The organism is Capnocytophaga sp. oral taxon 863 str. F0517 (assembly GCF_000466425.1).
Classification (GTDB): domain Bacteria; phylum Bacteroidota; class Bacteroidia; order Flavobacteriales; family Flavobacteriaceae; genus Capnocytophaga.
In genome coordinates this window covers 117332-129469 of the sequence record NZ_KE992164.1, presented here as the reverse complement: position 1 = coordinate 129469, position 12138 = coordinate 117332, and the positions used below count along the sequence as shown (strand labels likewise).

Sequence of the window (12138 nt, the reverse complement as noted above, 5' to 3'; positions counted from 1 at the left end):
CGTAATAGGCCTCGTGGAAGGGGGCTGGGGTAAAGGTTGGGAGCGTGGTGCGTGTGAAAGAGAGGAGAGTCCCCCTTTCCCCCGAAGGGGGAAAAACGGATGAACTATCTTGCTGATGAGCTGCGTTTTCCAATTTGAAAACCTCGGTATCTTCGGCACGAACTGCAAGCTCGCGGCAGTATGGGGTATTTTCTACTTTGTTAGCTTCGGTATCTTCGGCACGAGCTACAAGCTCGCGCCAGCATGGAGCGGCATTTCGCTTTTCACTCTTCATTTTTCGTTCTTCACTATTTCCCTTCTCCCATCCTTCCAAGCGAGAGAGGATACGGATAGCGGCAATACTATTATTGATGGTAGGGACGATGGTCTCTCCGTTGCTATCCAAGGGTTCGCGGCGTGCGTAGCTCCAAAGTATTTCTATAGCCTCTTCCATAGTTTGAGTGAATAGTGAAAAATTAATGGTCAATGATTAATTGTTAATTGTCAATGGTTAATGATGCCCCCTAAAAACTAACCCCTAACAACTAGCCACTAACCCCTAACAACTAGCCACTAACCACTAATAACTAGCCACTAACCACTAATAACTGACTCTGCAAAATTACAACATTCGAGGGGGTGAAGTCAAGGAAAAGAGGGGGGAGAAGTAAGAATTTGTACAATAAAAAGAATGGTTAATGGTCGATTCTTAAGTGTTTTGACCATTAACCATTTATCATTTAGCATTGGCGATATTGGATTAGCCGCTGATTTTGATAGAGAGTTCGAGCCAGCGGTCGCTTTTTTCCTCTAGGAGGGAGAGGACTTGGCTGAGGGTTTGGGATTGTTCTTGTAGCTCCTCGGGGGAGAGGGAGGCCTCGGTGAAGCGCGCTTCGATGGCTTGTTTTTGGGCTTCGAGCTGGGCAATATCCTTCTCTAAGCGGGCAAACTCACGTTGTTCGCTTTGGGAGAGGGGGTTGTTGGCGCCACGCCAGGAGTTTTTTGCTGTGGGGGCTTTTTCTTCTACTTTAGCCGTTTCCTTGGGGGAGGATTGCTCGTAGGCAAAATAGTCAGAATAGTTGCCAGGGAAGTCCTGAATTTGGCCATCTCCCTTGAAGACGAAGAGGTGGTCTACGATCTTGTCCATGAAGTAGCGGTCGTGAGAGACGATCACCAAGCAGCCTTCGTAGTCGAGCAGGAACTCCTCGAGGACGTTGAGGGTGACGATGTCCAGGTCGTTGGTCGGCTCGTCCAAGATCAGGAAGTTAGGGTTCTGGATCAGGACGGTACATAGGTAGAGGCGCTTTCGCTCGCCACCGCTGAGTTTTTCCACATAGTCATATTGCTTTTTTCGGTCGAAGAGGAAGCGCTCGAGCAGCTGAGCGGCCGAGAGGGTTCGCCCCTTGAGCAAGGGGATGTATTCGCCATATTTTTTGATGACATCGATGACCTTCTCTTGAGGGTTGATTTCAATGCCCTGCTGGGTATAGTAGCCGAATTGTATGGTCTCCCCGATGATAATTTTGCCTGCATCAGGGGCGATTTTGCCGGTGAGCAGGTTCAGGAAGGTACTCTTTCCAGTGCCGTTTTTACCCACGATACCCACACGTTCGCCCCGCTTGAAGACATAGGAGAAGTGGTCGAGGATGGTCTTCTCCGGGAATTTCTTCACCACGTTGTGTAGTTCGATGATTTTGCTTCCGAGGCGCTGCATGGCGATTTCCAGCTCTACCACGTGTTCCTTTCGGCGCTTTAGGGCTTGTTCTTTGATTAGGGCAAAGTCATCGATACGGGACTTGCTTTTGGTGGTACGAGCCTTGGGCTGGCGGCGTATCCAGTCCAGTTCGCGTACATAGAGGTTTTTTGCCTTTTCTTGAGAGGCTTGCTCTTGTTGTATACGCTGCTGTTTTTTCTCCAAAAAATAGCTGTAATTACCCTTGTAGCTATAGAGGGTGCCTTGGTCTAACTCTACGATCTCGTTGCAAACACGTTCGAGGAAATAGCGATCGTGGGTGACCATGAAGAGGGTCATTTTCTCCTTGGCGAAGAAGTTCTCCAACCACTCGATCATCTCCAGGTCGAGGTGGTTGGTCGGCTCATCGAGGAAAATCAGGTCAGGCTTGCTAATGAGGACATTGGCCAAGGCAAGGCGCTTGCGCTGGCCTCCGGAGAGGTTTCTGATAGGCAGGTGTAGGTCGGTGAGTTTCAGCTGGAAGAGAATCTGCTTGTATTGGTTCTCGAAGTCCCAAGCCTGTAGGCGTTCCATGGCCTCGAAGGCCTTTTGGTAGGCGGCTTCGTCTTCGGGCTTTTCCAAGGCATGTTCGTACTGCTGGATAACCCTTAGGATGGGGTTGTCCTCCTGGAAGATATAGTCCTCAATAGATAGCTCCTCCGGCAGGGCAGGCTCCTGAGAGAGGAAGGCGATTTTGAGGCCTTTTCGGGAGACTACTTGCCCTGTATCGGGAGTGTCCTCCCCAATGAGGATTTTCAAGAGGGAGCTTTTCCCTGCCCCATTTTTGGCGATGAGGGCTATTTTTTGGTCTTTGTTGATCCCGAAAGACACATTTTCGAAGAGCACCCGCTCCCCATAGGCTTTGGATATGTTTTCTACAGAAAGATAGTTCATGGATTAAGTGAATAGTGAACAGTGAACAAAGAACAGTGAAGCGTGAGTGTCTGAAGAGAACTTTTCACACTTCACTCTTCGTTATTCACTTTTTAAAAGTTCTTTGGCATGGGCACGGGCGGAGTCGGTGATGTCCTTTCCGCCGAGCATTTGGGCGATTTCTTCGATGCGTTGCTCTTGGGAGAGCGCTTGGAACTGGGTGGTGGTACGTCCTTCGATATCGGTTTTGTATATCTTGATATGGGCATCGCCCTTGCTGGCCACTTGGGGTAGGTGAGAGATGGCAAATACCTGTCGGCTTTGGCTCATCTGCTTCATGATTTCTCCCATTTTGTGGGCGATTTCTCCGGAGACCCCAGTGTCTATCTCGTCAAAGATGATGGTGGGGAGCGCTATTTTGGTAGCCAGTAGGGACTTGATGGTGAGCATGATACGGGATAGCTCCCCGCCGGAAGCGGTTTTCTTCAGCAGGCCGAAGTTGCCCCCCTTATTGGCCGAGAATAGGAAAGAGAGTGTATCGTTGCCCTTGGCCTGATAGTGGTCGGTAGGGGAGAGGGAGATCTGGAATTGCGCATTGGGCATACCCAAGTCCTTGAGGGAGGTCTGTAGGCTTTTGGTAAGGGTAGGGATGACCTTCTCGCGAGCCTTGTGGAGCTTTTGGGCGAGGGCACTGAGGGTTTGCAAGGCCAGGTCGGCTTCTTTCTGAGCGATTTCGATATCCCCTTCTATGTTTTCCATTTGGGCTACTTTGGCCTCCAAGGCCTCTTCGATTGCGATGAGTTCGGCGACGGTAGCCACCTTGTGTTTTTTCTGAAGGTCGTATATTTTTTGGAGTTTTTTCTGGACACGGGCGAGCTTCTTGGGGTCGAATTCCACATTTTCAGCCAGGTCATACACCTCTCGGGAGAGGTCGTCCAGCTCTATAAAGACGGCATCGATACGCTCATAGAGTTCGTTGTATTGAGGCGAATAGCTGCTAAGAGAGGAGAAAAGAGAGGAGAGCTCACGCACTTGGGTCATGATGCCCTGCTCCTCCTCGGCCAGCAGGTTAGCCGCCTCGGTGAGGTTGTCCCGAATGGTTTCGCTATTGGAGGCCTGGGTATAGAAAGCCTCCAGCTCCTCCTGCATGCCTTCCTCCAGGTCGATCTCTTGGAGTTCGCCCAAGACGAAGGTGTTATAGTCGTGTTCCTTTTGGGTGTTTTCCTGAAAGTCCTTTAGCTCCTGTAGCTTTTTGCTTTGCTGCTTATACACCTTCAGGGCAGCCTGATACTCCTGGAGCAGGGGCGTGTTTTCGGCTAAGGCATCGATGAGGAAGAACTGGAAGTCCTCCTCGCTTAGTTGCTGGGTATCGTGCTGGGAGTGGATGTCGATTAGCGCTTTGGATAGGCGAGAGAGCACATCGAGGGTTACGGGGCTGTCGTTGACAAAGGCGCGGGACTTGCCCGAAGGGAGGATCTCCCGGCGGATGATTGTCAGCGGCTCATAGTCCAGCTCTTCCTGGTGGAAGAAGTCGGCCAAGGCATAGTTCTCTATGGCGAACTCGGCCTCCACCACACATTTTTCCTCCTTGTTTCTCAAGGCAGAGAGGTCTGCTCGGCGGCCTAAGACCAAGGCGAGGGCATCGAGTAGGATGGACTTACCGGAGCCGGTCTCCCCAGTGATAATGGTAAAGCCCTTAGAGAAGGGTACCTTCATATCCTCAATAAGGGCGAAGTTCTTAATAGCTAATGATTGTAACACGAATTCAATGATTAATGACAAGTGACTAGTGACAAGTGACTAATGATTGGTAATTAGTCTCTTGTCATTAGTCATTATTGAAGGTTTCCTATAAAAAATATACCGTAGTTTTCTTCGTTTTCTTCTAAGTGTAAGAAGTCCTTGAGCTTGGGTGCGAAGGCAGGGGAGCCCCAATAGCAGCCCAGCTCATAAGCGGTGCATAGCAGGTACATATTTTGCACGGCCATCGCTACGGCGGCGACCTCTTCCCATTGGGGAACCTTTTGGGAGAAAGCCACACTGATGGAAATAATCGTATCGGACTTGGCGGCTTTTTGGCCGATTGTATCGAAGGTCTCCTGAGAGAACTTTTCCGCAGGGACATGCTCTTTGTAGAGGCGTTGTAGCTCAGCCCCGAGGGCTGCTTTCTCCTCGCCGCGGAAGGCTTTCAGGCGCCAAGGCTGTGTTTTCTTATGGTTGGGGGCATAAGTGGCGATGTCCAAGATGTCGTCAATGACCTCCTGAGGGATAGGCTCGGAGGTATAGTCCGCCGGAAATGTACTCTTGCGGGCTTTGATAATATGTTTGATTAGGGTAGCAGTAGTATTCATAAGTTATTTCAGCATAATGGTTGGGGATTAGTCTCTTCTTGAGAGCAAAATTCTTAGGATATACCAGAAGAGTAGCATCACAGAGGAGAAGAGCAGCAGGGCAGCCCCTACGTATTGGTCGGTGGTGTATTCGTTCTTGATGTTGTAGGTCTGGTAGAGGATCCCTCCGGCAGCCAAAACAACCATCCCCACGGAGAACCAAAGGCCTAACTCAAAGCCAAAGAGTGCTCCAGCGACGATAAGGCCTAAGGAGAGGAAGCTCCCTATGACTAATACCGTTCTAAGGAAAGAAAAGTCCAAACGCGTCATGAAGACCACAGCGGTAAGTCCGGCAAACAAGGCCAAGGTAACAATAGCAGCCTGAGAGATCACCTCCGTACCGGTATAGGCTAAGGCAATATAGATCAAAGGCAGGAAGATAATGGACTCCAAAAGCACATAAAGCCCTAAGCCTACATACTGAGTGGTTCGGTTAAGCGAATGTGCCCACTTCTGCGCCAGCATAGAGCCCAGCCAAAAGCCGCCGATGATAAAGAGCCAAATATACTTACCCCCGAACATAGATAGAATCAGCTCTTCGGGGACAAAACGAGTCAAGGCCGTCTCGGCAATGATAAAGGCCAATAGCGCTAAGGCAACATGGGTGTAAGTCTTGCGATAGAAAATGGCTCGCTCACTCTCAGAGGCATAAGAAACCAGCTCAGGGGCGGAGGAGTAGGAAGTATTGTAGCTATCTTTGTTATAGCTAGAATGGTAATTTGTACTCATGATAAAAAATTTTTTAAAGGGCAAAAATACAAATTTAATTGTTAATTATCAAGGATTCATTGTTAATTAATCAGAGTGGGTTGTTTTTCCGTCTTTTCGAGTAAAAATTAACAAATAAGCGTTATTCATTAATCATTATCTTTTGTATCTTTGCCGTTTGAAGCATGATGATTCAAAGCGTTTATGATCAGTAATATACACATAGAAGGGTTCAAATCCATCCGAGAGATGACATTGCCTCTGAGAGCTATCAATATACTCATAGGAGCTAATGGAGCAGGGAAATCTAATTTTATTTCTTTCTTTAAGCTTCTAAATCATCTCTATGAAAAGCGTTTGGAGAACTACTCCCTTAGGAAAGAGGTCGAAAATCTACTCTACTTTGGGAGCAAGACGACCCCTCATATCTACTTCAAAATAAGCTTTGGACAGGAGGCTTATGAGTGTCAGTTGTCCCCTACTGCTAAGGGAACCCTCTTTGTCGATTATGAGAATGTTTTCAATGGGCAACAGACCCATTTGAGCGCTAATAGCCGAGAAAGTACCCTAAAGGATCATCAAAGAGGGGTCGCACAGCGTATAGGAGCCTATATGCGCTCCTTTAAGAACTATCATTTTCACGATACCAGCGAGAATGCCCCTTTACGGAAGTCTTCTCAACTTACAGACAATATTGTGTTACGAGAAGATGGAGGGAACTTGGCTTCCTTTTTGTATTATTTGCAAGAGAAACATCCCTTCCACTTCGATCAGATAGAGGCAGTTGTAAGAATGGTAGCCCCCTACTTCGAAAGATTTGATTTGCATCCGGATAGGTTCAATGATAGCATTATTAAGTTAGAATGGCTTACGGAGCAACATCCTGATATACCGCTTAATAGCACCCATCTCTCTGATGGAACTTTGCGATTTATGGCTTTGGCTACGCTGCTTATGCAGCCCTTCCCACCAGAGGTAATTATCATTGATGAACCAGAATTGGGGCTACACCCTTTTGCCATTAATGTCTTGGCAGGGCTTATCCGCAAGGTGTCAGCTCGAAGTCAGATCATTATCTCCACTCAGTCGGTAGCCTTGGTGTCCAACTTTGAAGCAACAGACATCATCACGGTGGATAGGCGTGACAATCAGTCTGTATTTCATAGCTTTAGGATGGGTGCAACTCTTAATCTCTAAAGCCCTTTAACCCTTAAACCCTAAATCCTAAAAATGGATACGATTCTACATAACTTACAACAAGTACAAGCCCGTATCGATAAGGCTTGTCAGGCAGCAGGCAGAGACCCCAAGGAGGTCAAGCTACTACTGGCTACCAAGACGGTGACTCCTGAACGTATAGCACAGGCCTTGTCCGCTGGCTATACCCTCATTGCGGAGAACAAAGTACAGGAGCTTAAGGAAAAATACGAAGCCCTGAAGGCAATTCCGCATACCAACCACTTTATCGGTCACTTACAGACCAACAAGATCAAGGACATTCTCCGCTGCGAGGTCAGCTGTGTGGAGTCCCTTGACCGTTACGACTTGGCCGAGAAGCTCCACCAGAAGCTCACCCAAGCAGGGCGAGAGATGGATGTCTTTATCCAAGTGAATACCTCGGGTGAGGAGAGTAAGTTCGGCGTGGCACCTGAAGCAGCCTTGGAACTTGTCAAGCAAGTAGCACAGCTACCTACCCTACATATCCGAGGGATGATGACCATAGGCCTTTTCAGTGCCGAAGAGCAAAAGGTGCGCAAGTGCTTCCAGCTGCTCAAGGGTATTCAGCAAGAGATCATTGCCCTTAACCTCCCTGATGTGGCGCCCTATGAGCTCTCTATGGGGATGAGTGGCGACTTGGAAATCGCCATCGCCGAGGGGGCTACTATCGTGCGAGTGGGTACGGCCATCTTTGGGCAGCGCATCTATCCGGATAGCTACTATTGGAATGAGCAAAAAGCATAGCTATGCCCTATGTAGATGTCGTTTTGCCTTTGCCACTGCGCCCGGCCTTCACCTATGAGGTCAATCAGGAGCAAGCCGCATTCCTACAAGCAGGAATGCGGGTGGTGGTGCCTTTTGGGAAATCTAAAATCCATACGGCTATTACCCTTAAGGTACATGAGCATAGCCCTTCGTACCCGACCAAGCCTATTGAGTTTATCTTAGATGAAACCCCAGTGCTGACCCCACGGCAGCTACAGCTCTTTGCCTGGGCAAGTAGCTATTATCTGGACAGCTTTGGGGAGCTGCTCAAGTTAGGGATGCCCTCTGTGCTGCTTTTGGAGAGTGAAACCATGGTGGAGCGAACCGAGCAGCCCGTGGTGGCCGATACCCTCTCCGATGATGAGTTCTTAGTCTTCGAAGCCTTGGGACATACCTCCTGCCTATCCACCCGAGAGGTGGGTAAAATTCTCCAAAAGAAAAACCCGATAGGCGTGCTTAAGACCCTGATAGAGAAGGGAGTGGTACGCCTTAGTGAGAAAATCTTTGAGAAATACCAGCCCAAACTCCAAAAATACCTTCGACTTGCGCCTGCTTATCAGGAGAAAGAGGCACTGAATGCCCTTTTGGAAGGTACTATCCTTAAAACCAAAGCCCAACAGCAACTCCTATGGGCTTTTGTAGCCTTACGAGCCCAAAAACAATCCCTTATCACCGCCGATATGCTCTTGGAAAAGGCAGAAGTGGGGACTTCGGTGCTCAAAAAAGTCATAGACTATGGCGTATTGGAAGTCTATACCGAGGCGGTAGATCGCGTGTCCTTTGCCTCTGATAGTGATACCTACCCCTTAAGTGCGGCTCAAGAAGAGGTATTGGCGGAGATAGAAACATCATTTGCGGAAAAAAACACGGTCTTGCTACATGGAGTGGCCTCGTCGGGTAAGACCCTAATCTATAGCAAACTCATAGCGCAAACCCTTGCCCAGGGCAAGCAAGTACTCTATTTGCTGCCGGAGATAGGCATCAGTGTACAGCTAACAAGCCGTTTGGAGCACTTCTTCGGAGACCAGATGAGTGTCTATCACAACAAATATACCACCCATGAACGGGTAGAGGTATGGAATAACGTATTGGCTCAAAAAGAGAAAGCCCAATTTGTCCTTGGGGTGCGTACGGCGGTCTTCTTGCCTTTCCATAACTTAGGCCTGGTGATTGTAGATGAGGAACATGACCTCTCCTATAAACAAGCCGAGGGACAGGGTGGTTATCAGGTACGCGATGTAGCCTTGATGTTGGCACACCTACATGGAGCGAAAACGCTCTTGGGTTCGGCGACCCCTTCGGCAGAGAGCTATTACAATGCTCAAATAGGAAAGTACGGCATGGTAAGGCTTACGGAGCGCTTTGCCAATACCCAACCCCCTCAGATAGCGCTGATAGACCTGAAGGAAAAGACCAAAAAAAAGGAAACCCAAGGCCACTTCTCCGACACCCTCTTAGAGGCCATGACACAGACCCTCGCTCAGGGCAAGCAGGTGATATTGCTACAGAACCGACGCGGCTACTCACCCTATCTGCAATGCGAGCACTGTGATACCATTCCCCAATGCCCCAACTGTGATGTCTCGCTGACCTATCACCAGCTACAAAACCAGCTCCGTTGTCACTACTGTGGCTATAGCATCCCCAAGCCAACGAGTTGTCCAGCTTGCCAGAGTTACAACACCTTGCAAACCAAAGGTTTGGGTACTGAAAAGGTAGAGGAGGAGCTCCTACAATTCTTCCCTAAGGCACGTATCGACCGTATGGATATGGATACCACTAAGGGCAAATACGGCTTTGAGAAAATTATCCATCGCTTGGAAAAAGGGGAGACGGATATATTGGTCGGTACCCAAATGGTGAGCAAGGGGATGGACTTTCCTCGTGTGGGCTTGGTTGGGATTATGAATGCCGATCTATTGCTCTATCAGCAGGATTTCCGTGCCTTAGAGCGAGGCTATCAGCTCTTGGCACATATCGCAGGACGTGCCGGGCGCAAAGATAGCGTGGGGCAAGTGGTGATACAGACCTACAATCCGTTCCAAGAGGTCTTGCAACAGGTCAAGGACGGTGCCTACGAGCAGATGATTGGCCGACAACTACAAGAGCGCCGTGACTTCCACTATCCGCCCTTTTACCGATTGATTAGGATTACCTTCAAGCATAAGGAGCAACAACGAATAGACGAGAGTAGCCATTGGTTTGCCGAGTCCCTGCGCTTGGGGCTTATCTCCCAAGGAGTGGAGGTCTTAGGAGCGGAATATCCGCCTATCTCTCGTATTCGCAACGAATATATCAAGCATATACTACTGAAAATTCCCCCCAAGCTCCTGAGCTGGGTCAAGGAATATATCCTACGGGTAGAACAGCGTTTTTTCTCTGTGGCTGCTTTTCGAGCTGTACAGGTTTCTTATAATGTGGATATCTAAATAATTGTCAATTATTAATTATCAATTGTTAATAAAAATCAATTATTGAAATAGCCTAATTTGTTTGTCATATTGGAAAGATTCTTCTATAACTTATTGATCCTCTACTACTTACTTTCACATACTCGCTTACACAATCCACATACTCTGCTCCAAGTATTCGCAGACTATCCTTGAGGGGGGGATGTTTTGAGAATCAGTAAGTTATAGAGCTTTCGAAACTTAAATTGTTTATATTACTAACAATTAACAATTAACAATTAACAATTAATTTTGTATTCTATCACCTCCATTTGGGAGATATTACCTTCGTTGATCTCAAAGCGGAGCATGGTACGGCTTTTCTGTTGGCCATAGGTGCCGATAGCCCCTGGGTTGAGGTGTAGAAGCTCATATTTAGGGTCGTAGATGACCTTGAGGATATGGGAATGCCCACAGACGAAGAGTTGGGGCTTTACAGTGCGGAGCAGCTCGGGGATACCCTTGGCGTAGTGGGAGGGGTAGCCCCCGATATGGATCATCAGTACCCGCATACCCTCACAGTCAAAGACTTGCTTTTCAGGAAAAAGGATACGTAGCTCGCTGCCGTCGATATTGCCATAGACCCCACGTAAGGGCTTGACAGCTTGGATGGCCTCCGCTACTGAAAGGGAGCCAAAATCTCCGGCATGCCATACCTCATCAGCCTCTTTGGCGTGCTTTAGGATCGCCTCGTCCATATAGCTATGGGTGTCGGATAGAAGTAAAATCTTCACGGTTCAGGTTTTAGAGTTCTATTTTTTCCATAGTCATAGAGCGGGAACCCTTGATAAGGAAAGAGGTATCGGAGAAAGGATGTAGCCTTAGGTAGTGGTTCAGCTCGGCCAAGGTTCTGAACTTCATAAAGTCTGTACGAGTTTGGTAGAAATTTTCTCCCAAGAGCAGTACCGCATCCCATAGAGAGCGGGCAGCTATATCCTCCACCAATTGCTGGTGTTCCTTTTGGCTATAAGCGCCTAACTCCTTCATGTCGCCCAAGATAAGCACTTTATGGGCGACCTTAAGCTCTCCAAAGGCCTCAATGGCCGCGTGCATGCTGGTTGGGTTGGCATTGTAGGCATCCATAAGCACTTGGTTGCCTCGGTCTTTTTGGATCCACTGGGAGCGGTTATTGCTCGGCACATAATCCGCTATCCCACGAGTGATCGCCTCCTTGGAGAGCTTGAAATAGTGACCTATGCAGATGGCTGCTGCTGCATTCATGGCATTGTACCGACCTATAAGGTGGGTTGGGATTTCCTTTTCACCCCAAGCGAGCTTGACAAAGGGGATACTTTCCCTTAGAGCCAGCTGTAGAAGTGCTTTTTCATTGCCCTCCAAGGAAAAAGAATAGGTCTGACTGTACCCTTCGAGCAAATCCGCCTGTAGGGCATTGTCCTGACAGAAGAAAATCCGCTTGTCGGCCTTTTTCAGATAGTCATAGAGCTCGCTTTTGGCCTTGACGACCCCTTCAAAGGAGCCGAAGCCCTCTAGGTGTGCCCTTCCGAAGTTGGTGATATAGCCAAAGTCGGGGTCGGCTATCTGGCAAAGTGCCGCGATTTCCCCAGGGTGATTGGCGCCCATCTCCACAATGGCGATATCGGTATCGGGGGTCAGGCGCAAGAGCGTGAGCGGTACCCCGATGTGGTTGTTGAGGTTGCCTTCTGTCTTGAGTGCGCGAAAGGACTGGTTCAGCACGCTGTATATCAGCTCCTTGGTGGTTGTCTTCCCATTACTTCCAGTGAGGGCTATCACAGGGGTAGCCAGCTGCTTTCGGTGCTGCTGTGCCAAGTCCTGCAAGGCCTTGAGGGTATCCTCCACCAAGATAGCCTGAGGGAGGTAAGCAAATTTTTCATTGTCAACTACCACATATTTAGCTCCCTTTTCTATAGCCAAAGGAGCGAACTGATTGCCATCAAAGGTTTCTCCCTTGAGGCAGAAGAAGAGCTTATTTTGCAAATCCTTGCGGGTATCAGTGGCAACTCCCGCACATTCTTTGAATTTTTCGTATAAGATGGACACTTTT

Annotated in this window: 9 protein-coding genes and 1 pseudogene; 3 read left to right on the top strand and 7 right to left on the bottom strand. The window is 48.6% G+C overall.

Translation table 11 applies throughout. From position 1 onward, the window contains the following. From HMPREF1551_RS08850 to HMPREF1551_RS08830, 5 genes and pseudogenes are all read right to left on the bottom strand, one after another. Positions 1-433, bottom strand: a pseudogene (locus tag HMPREF1551_RS08850) (heat-shock protein Hsp70); the annotation flags it as partial. A gap of 306 nt (positions 434-739) precedes the next feature. Next, the gene (locus HMPREF1551_RS08845) at positions 740-2605 is read right to left on the bottom strand and encodes an ABC-F family ATP-binding cassette domain-containing protein (RefSeq protein ID WP_021628769.1); all 1866 of its coding nucleotides are present in this window, start codon (positions 2603-2605) and stop codon (positions 740-742) included. A gap of 81 nt (positions 2606-2686) precedes the next feature. Beyond that, positions 2687-4345: a DNA repair protein RecN gene (gene recN / locus HMPREF1551_RS08840; protein WP_021628768.1), complete on the bottom strand. Its 1659-nt coding sequence runs from the start codon at positions 4343-4345 to the stop codon at positions 2687-2689. A 74-nt stretch (positions 4346-4419) separates the two neighbouring features. Further along, positions 4420-4935 (bottom strand): nitroreductase, encoded by a 516-nt coding sequence (locus HMPREF1551_RS08835; RefSeq protein ID WP_021628767.1) that lies wholly within the window; start codon positions 4933-4935, stop codon positions 4420-4422. Positions 4936-4962: 27 nt separating this feature from the next. Then, the gene (locus tag HMPREF1551_RS08830; protein WP_034544557.1) at positions 4963-5703 is read right to left on the bottom strand and encodes a Bax inhibitor-1 family protein; all 741 of its coding nucleotides are present in this window, start codon (positions 5701-5703) and stop codon (positions 4963-4965) included. A 183-nt stretch (positions 5704-5886) separates the two neighbouring features. Between HMPREF1551_RS08830 and HMPREF1551_RS08825 the strand changes: the two genes are divergently transcribed. The 3 genes from HMPREF1551_RS08825 to priA are packed head-to-tail and all read left to right on the top strand — an operon-like array spanning position 5887 to position 10094. Further along, positions 5887-6879 carry an AAA family ATPase gene (locus tag HMPREF1551_RS08825; protein WP_021628764.1) on the top strand — a complete coding sequence of 331 codons (993 nt, stop codon included), beginning with the start codon at positions 5887-5889 and terminating at the stop codon, positions 6877-6879. A gap of 33 nt (positions 6880-6912) precedes the next feature. Then, positions 6913-7644 (top strand): YggS family pyridoxal phosphate-dependent enzyme, encoded by a 732-nt coding sequence (locus HMPREF1551_RS08820; RefSeq protein ID WP_021628763.1) that lies wholly within the window; start codon positions 6913-6915, stop codon positions 7642-7644. 2 nt (positions 7645-7646) lie between these two features. After that, entirely contained in the window at positions 7647-10094 is a 2448-nt protein-coding gene (gene priA / locus HMPREF1551_RS08815; protein ID WP_021628762.1) for a primosomal protein N', read from the top strand. A 260-nt stretch (positions 10095-10354) separates the two neighbouring features. Here the strand turns inward: priA and HMPREF1551_RS08810 are convergent, their stop codons facing one another. Beyond that, on the bottom strand, positions 10355-10849 hold the full coding sequence (locus HMPREF1551_RS08810; protein ID WP_034544555.1) for a metallophosphoesterase family protein: 495 nt from the start codon (positions 10847-10849) through the stop codon (positions 10355-10357). 10 nt (positions 10850-10859) lie between these two features. Beyond that, entirely contained in the window at positions 10860-12134 is a 1275-nt protein-coding gene (locus HMPREF1551_RS08805) for a UDP-N-acetylmuramoyl-tripeptide--D-alanyl-D-alanine ligase (RefSeq protein WP_034544554.1), read from the bottom strand. Positions 12135-12138 lie beyond the last annotated feature (4 nt).

Bases quoted from the DNA above. Each gene is read 5' to 3' on its own strand.
- HMPREF1551_RS08825 (WP_021628764.1), top strand. From the start codon at position 5,887: ATGATCAGTAATATACACATAGAAGGGTTCAAATCCATCCGAGAGATG.
- HMPREF1551_RS08830 (WP_034544557.1), bottom strand. From the start codon at position 5,703: ATGAGTACAAATTACCATTCTAGCTATAACAAAGATAGCTACAATACT.
- HMPREF1551_RS08845 (WP_021628769.1), bottom strand. From the start codon at position 2,605: ATGAACTATCTTTCTGTAGAAAACATATCCAAAGCCTATGGGGAGCGG.
- HMPREF1551_RS08820 (WP_021628763.1), top strand. From the start codon at position 6,913: ATGGATACGATTCTACATAACTTACAACAAGTACAAGCCCGTATCGAT.
- priA (WP_021628762.1), top strand. From the start codon at position 7,647: ATGCCCTATGTAGATGTCGTTTTGCCTTTGCCACTGCGCCCGGCCTTC.
- HMPREF1551_RS08835 (WP_021628767.1), bottom strand. From the start codon at position 4,935: ATGAATACTACTGCTACCCTAATCAAACATATTATCAAAGCCCGCAAG.